The organism is Amycolatopsis sp. NPDC004169 (genome assembly GCF_040610315.1).
Lineage (GTDB): Bacteria > Actinomycetota > Actinomycetes > Mycobacteriales > Pseudonocardiaceae > Amycolatopsis.
Genome location: NZ_JBEXMD010000034.1, coordinates 16,994 through 28,530, shown reverse-complemented (window position 1 = coordinate 28,530; position 11,537 = coordinate 16,994). Strand labels below are relative to the sequence as shown.

Here is an 11,537-nt window from a genome sequence, read left to right as displayed (position 1 = left end):
CCCACGACCGGCGTCCACTATGGACACTCAGCGGGCTCGTAGCAGTGGCAGGAGCTCCTGGTGGCGGCCGGCCCGGCGGAGCACCGGCGAGCCCGGGCCCGCCGGCTCCCGGGCGCCCGCCCGCAGCGCCGTCAGGAAGCGCACCACTTCGCCCGGCGGTGGGAGGATGTCCGCGCCGCCGAGGTAGGACAGCACGATCATCTCCTCGCCGCACGCCGCCTCGACCGCGACCGCCCAGCCGTGCACCTCGTCCCAGAGCAGCGCGACGTCGCGCTCGGGGAACCGGCGCAGCCGCCAGTCCACCGCCACGTACGCCGACACCGGGACGTCGACGTCCACGGTGCAGGATTCCAGGCCGAAGCCGAGCGCACGGGCCACCTCGCCCAGATACGCGCGCAGCCCGCGCTGGAACCAGAATTCGAGATCGGTGTCGATCAGGCCGGACACCCGTTTCCTTTCGCCACGTTCGACAAGACCGGCAACGCCCGCCAGATCATTGTCTTTCGCCACCGCGACGGCTGTCGCGCTTCGTGCGTAAACCGTACCGACTTCGCGGACTTCGGCCCACCGCCGGACATCCGCGTTCGCGATCCGTGCAGCAACACGCCCGTCTGCACGTGCACGCTTCCACTGTGGACGATCAAATCCGCAGGTGAAGACGTTTTCCGCAATTCCGGAAAAACCTCACCGGCACACTGAGCGGAATAGTGGTCGCGGAAAGTTCAGCCGAACGCAGGAATCGGCACCCGGGTGCGTTCCAGATCGGCGAACAGATCTCCGAGGTCTTCGACGCGCTCCAGGACTTCGCCCGCGGTGAACCGCAGGTGCGTGACGTGCCGGCAGGCGCGGACCTCGTCCCAGGTGACCGGGGCCGAGACGGTCGGCTCGTCGCGCCCGCGCAGCGAGTACGGCGCCACGGTGGTCTTGAACGGGTTGTTCTGGCTCCAGTCGATGAGGACCTTGCCCGGGCGCAGTGTCTTCGTCATCCGCGCCACGACGAGGTCGGGCGTCTCGGCGGCGAGCCGCTCGGCCAGCGCCTTCGCGTACCGCGACGGCTCGCCGCCATCGGTCGTCACGATCCCCGCGTAGAGCTGCATGCCCTTGGAGCCGCTGGTCTTCGCCACCGGAGTGAACCCGTCGCCGACGAGGACGTCGTAGAGGCGCTCGGCGACCCGGCAGCAGTCGACGACCGTCGCGCCCGGGCCCGGGTCGAGGTCGAAGACCAGCCGGTCCGGCGTGCTGCGCTCGTCGCCGCCCTCGACGGTCCACTGGTGGACGTGCAGCTCCAGCGCGGCCAGGTTGGCCGCCCACACCAGCTCGGGCAGGTCGTTGATCAGCGGGTACGCGACGATCTCGGGATCCTTGCCGCGGCCGCCGACGGTCAGCCGCGCGGTGCGGACCCAGTCCGGGGCGTGCCGGGAGACGTCCTTCTCGAAGAACGAGGTGCCGGTGACGCCTTCGGGGAAGCGCACGAACGTCATCGCCCGGTCCCGCACGTGCGGCAGCAGCACCGGCGCGATCCGCGTGTAGTAGTCGAGCACCTCACCCTTGGTGAAGCCGTTGCGCGGGTAGAGCACCTTCTCCAGGTTGGACAGCGTCAGCTGCCGCCCGCCGACCTGTACCGTGATCCGGCTCCCCGCCACGGGCCAACCCTACCGCGGCGGGACCATCCCGGAGACCACCCGCGCGACGAACCGCTCCGCCACTTCGCGCAGCTTGACGTTCTCCCGCTGCGACTGGTCCACCAGGAGCGCGAAGGCGTCGTCGGCGTCGACCTGGCGGATCGCCATCAGCATGCCCTTGGCCTGGTCGATGACCGCGCGGGAGCCCAGCGCCGTCCGGAGGTTCTCGGCGGTCTCGCGGGCTTGCAGGTAACGGTGGTACACGCGCAGGATCGCCTCCACCGCGGTCGTGTAGAGCTCCAGCAGCTGCGCTTCGACTTCGGCGAAGCCGTCGTCCTGCCGTCCGTAGCAGTTGATCGCGCCGGAGAACCGCTCGTCGGCCACCAGCGGCGCGGCGAGGAAGCTGCCGAAGCCCGCTTTCCGGGCTCCGTCGGCGAAGTCGGGCCAGCGCTCGAGGGCGTCGGACACCGAGGTGCGGACGACCTTGCCGCCGCGCATCGCGTCCAGGCACGGGCCGCGGCCGATCCGGTACTGCTCGCCGTCGAGTTCGGCCACGGAGTCGCTCGTGGCCGTCGCCGTGTGCGGCGTTTCCCCGGTCACCAGGGTGACCGACGCCTCGTCGACGCCGGGGATGGCGTGGCGCACCTGCAGGCACACGTGCCGCAGCAGGATCCGGAAGTCGTCCTCCTCTCGCAGCACCTCGGTGAGCGCCGCCAGTGCCGCGGTGACGTCGTCGAACAGCGGTGACACCGGGGCCATCGGGTCCGGCCGGTCCATGTCTGCTCCTCCCGGTGGGCACGAGGGAGCCCGGGTACCCGTTTCGCCGCCGATCCATGTCCGCAACGCCGCTGACGCGTTTACCGGCGTCCCGGATTGGTACTCACCGGTCATGTCGCCGGAACTGTCCTCACCGGGCGAGCTGCCGCTGGACGGTGAGCTGGCCGTGGTCGCCGCCCGGATGTCCGGGCTGCTGATGTCCCGCGAAACCGTGGATTCGGTGCTGGAACTGATCGTTTCGCTCGCGGACACCACGATCACCGCGGCGGCGGGCGTGGGGGTCACCCTGGTCGACGCCGACGGCGGCTTCGTCACGACCAGCGCGTCGGACCCGCTGGTGCGCGAGGCCGACGCCCTGCAGTACGAGCTCGGCGAGGGCCCGTGCCTGGCCGCGCTGGCCGGGTGCGCGCCGGAGCGGATCGACGACGTCGCCACCGAACGGCGCTGGTCCCGGTGGTGTGCCGCGGTCGCCGGCTTCGGGCTGCGCTCGGTCCTCTCCGCCCCGATGATCACCGGCGACGGCTGCCACGGCGCCATCAAGCTCTACGCGACGACGCCGGGCGCCTTCGGCCCCGTCGACGAGCGGGCGGTGCTGTCCTTCGCCGATCGCGCCGCGGCGCTGGTCGCCAGCGCCCGGGCCCACGAACGGGCCGGCCGGTTCAGCGAGCGGTTCAAGGAGACCCTCCGCGACCGGGACCTGATCGCGCTGGCGAAGGGCTTCCTCATGGGCCGGGACGGGCTCGGCGAAGACGCCGCGTTCGACCGCCTGCTCTCGTTCGCCCGCGCCGACGGCACGAGCCCCGCCGAAGCCGCGGCCCGGCTCGTCGGCACACCGGCACGGGAGGGATGAGCACGTGCGTTTCCTGCCCGAGGAAGAACAGCGGCGGCTGATCGCCGCCACCTTCGCCCGGAGCGACCTGACGCTGGAAGAGCTGTGGATGCGGTACTTCGCGCTCGGCGGCAGCATGAGCCTGCTCGACCTGGACGCCTACCTCAACGGGCTGGTCCCGCTCCCCCGCGTCGACCGGGACATGCTCGCCCACGCCGTCAACGAGCGGCTCGACGAGGTGTCCGGCCCCGCCCGCGCGCCCTACAGCCACTCCACCGCCGACGCGAAACCCCTGCACGGCCCGCTGAAAGCCCTCGTCGACCTCCTCGAAGGCGCCCACCGCGCGCCACCCGAGCGGCTCCCGGCCGTCGTCGCCGAGGCGGGCCACGCGCTCGACCTGACGATCGGCGTCTACCTCGCCGACTACGACCAGTGCACGCTCGTGCCGCTGCGACCGGGCGCCGCGGAACTCGACATCGACAGCACGGTCGCCGGGGACGTGTTCCGCCGCGCCGGAACCACGCTGACCCGCGACGGGACACTGTGGACAGTGCTCCTCGACGGCGTCGAACGGCTGGGCGTGCTGGAAATCGTCCCGGCGGGCGACGCCGACCCGGACGACCCGGCGCTGCGGGAGCAGTGCCGCTGGCTGGCCACGCTGCTCGGGCACCTGGTCACCATCACGACCCAGTACGGCGACGGCCTCGACTGCCGTCGACGGCAGCGGCACCGCGGCTCCCCGGCCGAGCTGCTGTGGCAGAACCTGCCCCCGATGACGGCGGCCACCGAAAGCGTGGTCGTGGGCGTGAGCGTCCAGCCGGCGTACGAGCTCTGCAGCACCGCGTTCGACTACGCCCTCTCCGAGCACCGGGCGCAGCTGGCGATGTTCGACGCCGGTGTGCGCGGCCGCGGCGCGACCACCGCCGTCGTGACGGCCCTCGCCGCCTACCGGGCCGCCCGCCACGACGGCGCTTCCCTGACCGGGCAGTTCACCGCGGTCGCCGCCGAGCTCGCCGGACGGCCGGACACCCCGGCCGTCGGCGGCGTGCTCGCCGAACTGGACCTGGCCACGGGCCTCCTGCGCCTGGTCGGCGCCGGGCAGCCGCTGGTCTTCCGCGGCTGCGAGGTGCTTCCGGCCACCGGAGGCGCGCTCCCGCGGTTCACCCCGGACGGCGGGCCGCCGCCGGTCACAGAGGTCCGGCTCGAACCGGGCGACCTGCTCGCGCTGTGCTCCCCGGGGGTTGCCGAGACCGCGGACGGCGCCGGGTCGCCGTTCGGCCGGGCTCGGATCGCCGAGCAGCTCGGCCGCGACGCGGGTGAGCTGTCGCCGGAGATCGCCCGCCGGCTCACCCGGGCCGTGCTCACCCACGGCGGCGGCGAGTTCCGGCAGGACGCGGGCGTGCTGATCGCGCGCTGGGTGCCGCGCTGAGGGCAGGGCCGCTCAGCACGCCGGGTCGTGCACTTCGGCCGCCCGCGCAACGCTCCCGGGAAGTGCACGTCCCCCGGCGGCGGCTTCCAGCAGGACGCGGGCGTGCCGATCCCGCGCCGAGGGCAATACCCGTCAGCAGACCGCGTCTTGTACCTCGGCCGCCAGCAGCTCGCGCAGGGCGTCGGACAGCGACGCGAACATCGGGACCACCGCCGCCAGGCCGGTGATCCGGAACAGCCGCGCCAGGGTGCGTCCGCTGGCCACCACGCCGAACTTCCGGCCGGCCGCACCGGCCCGCTCCGCCGCCCTGGCCAGCGCCCTGGCTCCGGCCAGGCCGACGAAGGCCACCTGGCTGAGGTCCACCACGGTCGTCCCCGGTGGCGCCGCACCCAGCTCGCGTTCGAGGATCGGCAGGGTCAGCGCGTCGATTTCGCCGGCGAGGGTGAGCACCAGGAAGCCGGGGCGGTACTCCGTCCGGCGCGCGACCAGCGGCGCGGACCGGGTGGGGACCGGAAAGACAGGGGACACGGGTTCGGTTGGCCTTCCGCGCCGGTGAGGGGCCGGCGACACGACGAGGTGATCAAGGACGGGGTTCAAGTACCCAAACGCCTGATCCGGAAACGCTCTCCGTCACGGTGAGACGCTCGTGAAGGCCGACCAGAGCCGTTCCGCGGCGTGCCGGGCCGGAGCCTCGGGCCGGATCTGCGTCGTGCCCTCCGGCTGGGCCTCCGCGCGGCCGCCGAGGTGCTCGACGAGGGCGACGGCCAGCTCGCGGACCTTGACGTTGAACTCCTGGCTGGCGCGGCGCAGGGTCTGCCAGGCCTCCTCCGGCGGGCACCGCCGGACCGCCACCAGCGCGCCCTTGGCCTGCTCGATCGCGGCCCGGGAGGCCAGCAGGTCGAGCATCTGGGCGGGGTCGCCCGCGGTGGCGGTCTCGGCGACCACCAGCGTCATCTCGGTGAGCTTGGCGTAGCGCCCCAGCACGGCCAGGGTTCCGGTGTCCGGCACCCGGTCGAGGGTGACCGACAGCACGAACGCGCCGTCCTCGTCCCAGAACCCGGGCAGCGCGGCCGCCCCGCGGATCGCCTCGACCTCCGGGCCGCCGTCGAACACCGTCTCGCGGGTCAGCTCCGGCCAGCGCTCGTCGCCGAAGAGGCGGTCCGTGGTCACCGGCTCGCCGGTGGCCTCCGCGACCGGGACCGGGCCGCCGTGCGCCAGCTGGGCGGGGAGCAGTTTCGCGCCGACGCCCGCCGTGGCCAGCACCCGCAGCGGCCGGCCGGCGCGCGTGACGGTCAGGCCCGCGCCGAGCGACCCGGGCAGCTCGCCCGCGATGCGTTCGAGCAGTGCCTGCAGCAGCTCGGCCAGCGGTCTCCAGCGATCCGCCGCGTTCATCAGTGTTTCGGTCACCGAACCCTCCCACCGGTTGTGGTCCTTTTGATTTACCGCAGGCCGCGGTGCGCCGCTTCCCGGCGGCGGCGTGGATGTGGGACCGGCCACGCGGACGGACGAGGTGACAGGTCCATCCGGGGCAACGTGCTCACCCGGCCGCACTCAGGCGGCGCTCCAGGAGGTCCTGCTCCCACACCACCGGCACCGCGAGCGCCGGGCCGAGGACGGCGCTCGAGCAGACCGAGGGTGCGGGTCCGCCGCGCGGACGGCCGCGGCACCGCCGCTTTGACGCGCAGCACTTCCACGACCGCCCGCAGCTCGGCCTCCGGCGGCGCGGACCGGGTCAGGAACCGCAGCCGAAACGGTCCGCGGCCGGCCGGCGCGGCTCGGCCACCTTCGTCTCACTACCTGGCGGCCGGGACGCGGCGGGCGACCACTGACCCGAACGAGCGGTTTACCTTGCCGCGCAACGCGGGTAGCCGGTCGGTGAGCCGAGGAGGCGCCATGACCCACGGGTGGTCCCGATGATGTTCAGCGAAGTCGTCGTCGCCGGGCAGATCGCCCGCGACCTGGTGATCGAGGTCCCGGACGCGCCCGGCGCGGACTCGTCGGCGCCCGTGCGGCACCGGCAGGAGCTGCTCGGCGGGAAGGGCGCCAACCAGGCCGTGGCGCTGAGCCAGCTCGGGATGCCGGTGTCGCTGGTCGGCGTCGTCGGCGCCGACCGCACCGGAGACTCGCTGCTCGCCCAGGCCAGGGCCGACCGCATCGGCACCACGCACGTGGTCCGCCGGGCGGGCACCGAGACCGCGCTGCTGGTCGACGTGGTCGACGACCACGGCCGCCGCCGCTACCTCGAGCACGTCCCGGAGGGCACACTGCTCACCGAGAACGACGTCTTCGCCGCGTCCGCGCCGATCTCGGCCGCCGCGTCCCTCATCGTGCAGCTGCAGCAACCCGCGCCGGTGGCCCTGCTCGCGGCCCGGCTGGCGCACACGGCGGGCACCCGGGTGGTGCTCGACGGGGCACCGGAGTCCGACACGCTGACCGACGACCTGCTCGCCCTCGCCGACGTCGTGCGCGCCGACGGCCAGGAAGCCGAGCTCCTCACCGGGCGGCCGGTGACCGACGTCGCCGCTGCCGCGCGCGCCGCCGCGGAGCTGCGGCGGCGCGGGCCGGCCCTGGTCGTGCTGGAGGTGTCCGGGCAGGGCAACCTGTTCGCCGGGCCGGAGGGCACCTGGTTCGTGCCGGACGTCGAGACGGAGGTGGTCGACCCCACCGGCGCCGGTGACGCGCTCGTCGCCACCCTGACCGCGGCGCTGACCCGCCGCCGCCCGCTGGAGGCGGCGGCGAGCATGGCCGTCGCGGCCGCGGCGGCCACGACCGGGCACGCGGGCGGGCGCCCGCACCTGTCCCGCGCGGAACTCGACCGGCTGCGGCCGCGCGAGCTGGAGACCGTCCGGGCCTGAGGGCTACAGGCCCGGCAGCTTCTGCTCCAGCCCCAGCAGCACCGCGAACGGGTCGCCGCGGTCGGCCAGGCGAGCCGGGACGTCCCGGATGGTCCACCGGTCGGGCGTGAGCCGCGGGTCGTCCAGCTCGGCCCACTCCAGCGGCACCGAAACCGGGGCCCCGGGCCGCGGCCGCACGCTGTAGGGCGCGACGAGGGTCTTGTTGAGCACGTTCTGCGTGTAGTCCAGCCGGGCGCGGCCGCGGCGCTTGTCCTTCGTCCAGGCCCAGCTGACCAGGTCGGGCAGCACGCGCCCGATCGTCCGGGACACCGTCTCCGCCCAGGCGCGGGTCTGCTCGAAGGTGCAGTGCGGGGCGATCGGCACCCACACCTGGACGCCGCGCTGCCCGGTCACCTTGGGCCGGCCGGTGAGGCCGAGGTGCTCGAGCGCGGTGCGGTGCAGCCGCGCGAGCTCCAGGACCTCCTCGAACGTCGTCTCCGGCCCGGGGTCGATGTCGAACAACACCCACGTCGGGTGGTCGACGTCGGCGGCCCGGGACGTCCAGGCGTGCAGCTCCAGCGCGCCGTAGTTCGCCAGCCACGCCAGCGTCGCGACGCTGTCCGCGACGACGTACCGCCGGGCCTCCCCCGGCTCGGCGCGTTCGTTGCGCCAGGTGGTCAGCCAGTCCGGCGCGTGCCGTGGCAGCTCCTTCTGCCAGAAGCCCGGCTCGGTGACGCCCTGCGGGAACCGGTGGGTGTTGAGCGGGCGGCCGGCCAGGTACGGCAGCATGACCGGCCCGACGGTGGCGTAGTACCGGATGAGGTCCCGCTTGGTGACGGCCCGGTCGTCGCCGGCCGCGGGGAAGAGCACCTTGTCCAGGTTGGTCAGGGCCAGCTCGCGCCCCGCGACCGACCAGCGGCCCTTCGCTCCCAGCGCGTCGAGAGCGGCCAGCTCGTCATCGGTGGGAGTGGCCCAGCCGCCGACGGGCTCCTCGGCCTCGGCGGCCGGGCGGTCCCCGTGCCACCGGGCGCCGGGCGCGGCGGCGACTTCTTCGTTGGTGCGGCCGGTCTTCACCGAACGCGGGTGGTCTTCGGCGTCCCAGCCGGGCTGGGCGTGTTCGTCCTGCTTGTGCAGGAGGAACCACTGGTCCTTCTCGCCGCGGCCGGAGCGGACCAGGACGAACCGCCCGGCCAGCTTCTCCCCGTCGAGGTCGAAGTGCAGGGTGCCGGCCTCGATCGCGCGCGCCGGATCGGCTTCGACCGGCCGCCAGACGCCGCGGTCCCAGACGATGACGTCCCCGCCGCCGTATTCGCCGCGCGGGATCACGCCCTCGAACCCGGCGTACTCGATCGGGTGATCTTCGACGTGCACGGCCAGCCGGCGGGCCTTGGGGTCCAGCGTGGGTCCCTTCGGCACCGCCCAGCTGACCAGCACGCCGTCGAGCTCCAGGCGGAAGTCGTAGTGCAGCCGGCGGGCCCGGTGCCGCTGCACGACGAACCGGTGCCCGCCGGCCGCGGCGGCGGTTCCCCCGGACGGCTCCGCGGTGCGCCCGAAGTCGCGCATCTCCTGGTAACGCCGCAGTCTGCGGGCCGGGTCGGCTGCCATGCCCGGGGAGTACCCACTCAGTCCGGCGACGACCAGGGCGGATTCTGCTTCGCCAGTTCTTCGTACTCGGCGACTTCCTGTGGGGTCGGGTCGAGGCCCGCCTCCTCCGCGAACTCCTCCGGGTCGGTCACTTCGGGCTCGGTCATGCTCAGCTCCCCAGCGCGCCGCGGATCAGGTCGCGCGCCCGGTCCATGATCGCCGCCGGCGCGCCCAGCAGGAGGTTCGCCTTCGCGCTCTCCACGCCGGGGTGCGGCCGGGTCGGCCCGACCGCTTCGGCCACCTTCGCGGTCGCGGCCATCGCCCGCAGCCGCTCCGGCGGGCGGTGCTGCCGCAGCAGCGGGAACTCCTCGCGCTCCTCGTGCTCGGCGTGCGCGAGCACGTCTTCCCGCAGCTGGACGAGCAGGGTGTCGAAGCCGTCGGCCTCCGTGCCCATCTTCTGCAGGGTGGTCAGCAGTTCCTTGGCGCGGTGCTCCTCGCCCAGCCGGGCGTCGACGACGGGCTGCGCCGCGGGCTCCAGATCGCGGATCTCCGGGTGGACGACCAGTTCCTCCGCCGTCTCGTGCACGGCCAGCAGCCGCACGAGGTCGTGGAACAGCTCCTGCCGCCGGTCACCGTCGGCGGTGTCCAGCGCGGCGAACAACTCGCGGATCTCCCGGTGCTGGCGCTGCAGCAACTCGATGACGTCCTCGTCGTGCTCCGTCATGGAACGGCCTCCTCCGTGCTCGTTGCTCGGTCGGAAGCGGCGTTCCCCGTCGCGGGCGGGTTACTCCTCGCGGCGCGCGACTGTGAGCCACAGCGCGCCCACGGCGGCCACGGCCAGCCCGGCGACGGCCCACCAGGACCACCACCCGAAGAAGGCGACGACGAGCCCGACGGCGAGCAGCACGCTCCCGCCGACGGAGGCGGTGTCCTGATCCCCGGCCCGGGCGGCGAAGGCCATCAGCCCACCCGCCCGTCGACGGCGGCCACGACGAGCGCGGCGCACCGCGCCACGGTCAGACCTCGTTCCTTGGCCATGGCGACGAGGGCGGCCTGCGCGGCCGGCCGGCTGAGCCCTTGCGCGGCAAGGACTTGCAGGGCCAGGCCGACGACGTCATGGGCGGGCGGGGTGGCGGTGCGCACGGTCATCGGAGGACCTCCGGCTCGGTCGGCGGCGGAACAACGCGACCGGGTACCCCGCCGCACCGGGTTTCACACCCCCACCGAACCCGTCCGGGTGGTGCCCCGGCAACTCCCGCCGAGCCCTCTTCGGCGGGGCTTCCGGTCCCTACGCTGGGGAGGTGACCGACGCGTGGGAATGGGACCCGTCCCTCTATTCGGGCAGCGCCCGGTACTACGCCCGGGGACGCGCGGCGTACCCCGCCGAGCTCGCCACGGCCTTCGCCGCCGAGCTCGAGCTGGACGGATCGGGACGGCTGCTCGACGTCGGCTGCGGGCCGGGATCCCTGACACTGCTGCTGGCCGGCGCGTTCGAGGAGGCGGTCGGGGTCGACGCCGACGGCGACATGCTCACCGAGGCGGGCCGGCGCGCGGCCGAGGCGGGCCTCGGGAACTGCCGGTGGGTGCAACGGCGCGCGGAGGAGCTGCCCGCCGGGCTGGGCCGGTTCCGGCTGATCACCTTCGCCCAGTCGTTCCACTGGTTCGACCGGCCCCGCGTCGCCGCCGCGGCGCGCGGCATGCTGGCGCCGGGCGGGGTCTGCGCCCACGTGCACGCGTCGACGCACGAGATCGTGCACCCGGCGATCCCGGAGCTGGTGCGCGAGTACCTCGGCCCGGTGCGGCGGGCGGGACGCGGTGCGCTGCCGGAGGGGACGGCAGGCGGCGAGGCGGACGTCTACCGCGCGGCGGGCTTCCACGGCCCGCGGCGGTTCGAAGTACCGGGGCGGGTGGTGACCCGGACGGTCGACGACGTCGTCGCCGGGGTGTTTTCGCTGTCGAGCTCGGCACCGCACCTGTTCGGCGAGCGGCGGGCGGAGTTCGAGGCGGCACTGCGGCGGCGGCTGGCGCCGGCGGAGACGTTCACCGTGCCGCTGCCCGACATCGCCGTCGACCTGTGGTTCACCAGGGGTTGTTGAAGTCCTCGTCGTCTTCGACGGCGGCCCGCGGACGGCGGGCGGCCCGCGGCTCGTCCCGCACCGGCCGCGGCGACGACGGCGGCGGCGCCGGCTCGAAGCCGCCGGGCCCGGGGTAGGTCTCCGCGTCGAAGGCCGACGCCGGTTCGGCGTGCGACCGGTCGGTGCTCCAGCCGGACTTCGTCTTGCGCTGCGCCATTTCGCGGACGTGCTGGACGTACCGCTCGGCCGCCTGGACCTGCTTGGTCATGTACTCCTGGGAACGGGCCTTGATCTCCTCGCCCTGCTGCTCGCGCAGGGCCCGGCGATCGGCCTGTTCGCGGACGAGGCCGTCGAGTTCGGCCTTCATCCCGGCGATGTCGGTCACGG

General features: G+C 74.0%; 15 protein-coding genes. 4 read left to right on the top strand and 11 right to left on the bottom strand.

From position 1 onward, the window contains the following. Positions 1 to 27: 27 nt before the first annotated feature. The 3 genes from ABZX11_RS34640 to ABZX11_RS34630 all read right to left on the bottom strand — a co-directional run bounded on the left by ABZX11_RS34640 (position 28) and on the right by ABZX11_RS34630 (position 2,399). Positions 28 to 447 carry a DUF6292 family protein gene (locus ABZX11_RS34640; RefSeq protein WP_354921154.1) on the bottom strand — a complete coding sequence of 140 codons (420 nt, stop codon included), beginning with the start codon at positions 445 to 447 and terminating at the stop codon, positions 28 to 30. Positions 448 to 722: 275 nt separating this feature from the next. Beyond that, on the bottom strand, positions 723 to 1,643 hold the full coding sequence (ligD, locus tag ABZX11_RS34635) for a non-homologous end-joining DNA ligase (protein ID WP_354921151.1): 921 nt from the start codon (positions 1,641 to 1,643) through the stop codon (positions 723 to 725). Positions 1,644 to 1,652: 9 nt separating this feature from the next. Then, positions 1,653 to 2,399, bottom strand: a complete 747-nt coding sequence (locus tag ABZX11_RS34630; protein WP_354921148.1) for a GAF and ANTAR domain-containing protein — start codon at positions 2,397 to 2,399, stop codon at positions 1,653 to 1,655. A gap of 112 nt (positions 2,400 to 2,511) precedes the next feature. Here ABZX11_RS34630 and ABZX11_RS34625 point away from each other — a divergent pair, with 112 nt between their 5' ends. Together ABZX11_RS34625 and ABZX11_RS34620 are read left to right on the top strand one after the other, a co-directional pair. Continuing rightward, the gene (locus tag ABZX11_RS34625; RefSeq protein ID WP_176170047.1) at positions 2,512 to 3,249 is read left to right on the top strand and encodes a GAF and ANTAR domain-containing protein; all 738 of its coding nucleotides are present in this window, start codon (positions 2,512 to 2,514) and stop codon (positions 3,247 to 3,249) included. A gap of 4 nt (positions 3,250 to 3,253) precedes the next feature. Continuing rightward, the gene (locus ABZX11_RS34620; protein WP_354921145.1) at positions 3,254 to 4,657 is read left to right on the top strand and encodes a PP2C family protein-serine/threonine phosphatase; all 1,404 of its coding nucleotides are present in this window, start codon (positions 3,254 to 3,256) and stop codon (positions 4,655 to 4,657) included. A 132-nt stretch (positions 4,658 to 4,789) separates the two neighbouring features. Here ABZX11_RS34620 and ABZX11_RS34615 read toward each other — a convergent pair whose 3' ends face one another. Then, complete coding sequence (locus ABZX11_RS34615; protein WP_176170049.1) at positions 4,790 to 5,185, bottom strand: STAS domain-containing protein; 396 nt, start codon at positions 5,183 to 5,185, stop codon at positions 4,790 to 4,792. 102 nt (positions 5,186 to 5,287) lie between these two features. Then, positions 5,288 to 6,064, bottom strand: a complete 777-nt coding sequence (locus ABZX11_RS34610) for an ANTAR domain-containing protein (protein ID WP_354921141.1) — start codon at positions 6,062 to 6,064, stop codon at positions 5,288 to 5,290. 506 nt (positions 6,065 to 6,570) lie between these two features. Between ABZX11_RS34610 and ABZX11_RS34605 the strand changes: the two genes are divergently transcribed. Beyond that, positions 6,571 to 7,512: a PfkB family carbohydrate kinase gene (locus ABZX11_RS34605; RefSeq protein ID WP_354921138.1), complete on the top strand. Its 942-nt coding sequence runs from the start codon at positions 6,571 to 6,573 to the stop codon at positions 7,510 to 7,512. A 3-nt stretch (positions 7,513 to 7,515) separates the two neighbouring features. On the opposite strand, the gene ligD (ABZX11_RS34600) is transcribed toward ABZX11_RS34605, so the two are convergent. From ligD (ABZX11_RS34600) to ABZX11_RS34580, 5 genes are read right to left on the bottom strand one after another with little or no spacing between them, the layout of a single operon-like run. Next, complete coding sequence (ligD, locus tag ABZX11_RS34600) at positions 7,516 to 9,096, bottom strand: non-homologous end-joining DNA ligase (protein ID WP_354921135.1); 1,581 nt, start codon at positions 9,094 to 9,096, stop codon at positions 7,516 to 7,518. A 17-nt stretch (positions 9,097 to 9,113) separates the two neighbouring features. Beyond that, positions 9,114 to 9,242 (bottom strand): hypothetical protein, encoded by a 129-nt coding sequence (locus tag ABZX11_RS34595; protein WP_354921132.1) that lies wholly within the window; start codon positions 9,240 to 9,242, stop codon positions 9,114 to 9,116. A gap of 2 nt (positions 9,243 to 9,244) precedes the next feature. Then, a complete protein-coding gene (locus ABZX11_RS34590) occupies positions 9,245 to 9,799 on the bottom strand; it encodes a hemerythrin domain-containing protein (protein WP_354921129.1) in 555 nt (184 codons plus the stop codon). A 60-nt stretch (positions 9,800 to 9,859) separates the two neighbouring features. Then, positions 9,860 to 10,036, bottom strand: a complete 177-nt coding sequence (locus ABZX11_RS34585; protein ID WP_354921126.1) for a hypothetical protein — start codon at positions 10,034 to 10,036, stop codon at positions 9,860 to 9,862. Then, a complete protein-coding gene (locus tag ABZX11_RS34580; RefSeq protein WP_354921123.1) occupies positions 10,036 to 10,224 on the bottom strand; it encodes a hypothetical protein in 189 nt (62 codons plus the stop codon). Before ABZX11_RS34580 ends, ABZX11_RS34585 begins: the two co-directional genes overlap by 1 nt. A 152-nt stretch (positions 10,225 to 10,376) precedes the next feature. Between ABZX11_RS34580 and ABZX11_RS34575 the strand changes: the two genes are divergently transcribed. Beyond that, on the top strand, positions 10,377 to 11,171 hold the full coding sequence (locus tag ABZX11_RS34575; protein ID WP_354921120.1) for a class I SAM-dependent methyltransferase: 795 nt from the start codon (positions 10,377 to 10,379) through the stop codon (positions 11,169 to 11,171). Here ABZX11_RS34575 and ABZX11_RS34570 read toward each other — a convergent pair. Next, complete coding sequence (locus ABZX11_RS34570) at positions 11,155 to 11,535, bottom strand: hypothetical protein (protein ID WP_354921117.1); 381 nt, start codon at positions 11,533 to 11,535, stop codon at positions 11,155 to 11,157. The two genes, ABZX11_RS34575 and ABZX11_RS34570, sit on opposite strands and share 17 nt — an antisense overlap. Positions 11,536 to 11,537 lie beyond the last annotated feature (2 nt).

What these genes read in the sequence shown, in the direction of transcription:
- ABZX11_RS34630 (WP_354921148.1), bottom strand. Translation starts at nt 2,399, where the DNA reads ATGGACCGGCCGGACCCGATGGCCCCGGTGTCACCGCTGTTCGACGAC.
- ABZX11_RS34625 (WP_176170047.1), top strand. Translation starts at nt 2,512, where the DNA reads ATGTCGCCGGAACTGTCCTCACCGGGCGAGCTGCCGCTGGACGGTGAG.
- ABZX11_RS34605 (WP_354921138.1), top strand. Translation starts at nt 6,571, where the DNA reads ATGATGTTCAGCGAAGTCGTCGTCGCCGGGCAGATCGCCCGCGACCTG.
- ligD (WP_354921135.1), bottom strand. Translation starts at nt 9,096, where the DNA reads ATGGCAGCCGACCCGGCCCGCAGACTGCGGCGTTACCAGGAGATGCGC.
- ABZX11_RS34595 (WP_354921132.1), bottom strand. Translation starts at nt 9,242, where the DNA reads ATGACCGAGCCCGAAGTGACCGACCCGGAGGAGTTCGCGGAGGAGGCG.
- ABZX11_RS34590 (WP_354921129.1), bottom strand. Translation starts at nt 9,799, where the DNA reads ATGACGGAGCACGACGAGGACGTCATCGAGTTGCTGCAGCGCCAGCAC.
- ABZX11_RS34585 (WP_354921126.1), bottom strand. Translation starts at nt 10,036, where the DNA reads ATGGCCTTCGCCGCCCGGGCCGGGGATCAGGACACCGCCTCCGTCGGC.
- ABZX11_RS34580 (WP_354921123.1), bottom strand. Translation starts at nt 10,224, where the DNA reads ATGACCGTGCGCACCGCCACCCCGCCCGCCCATGACGTCGTCGGCCTG.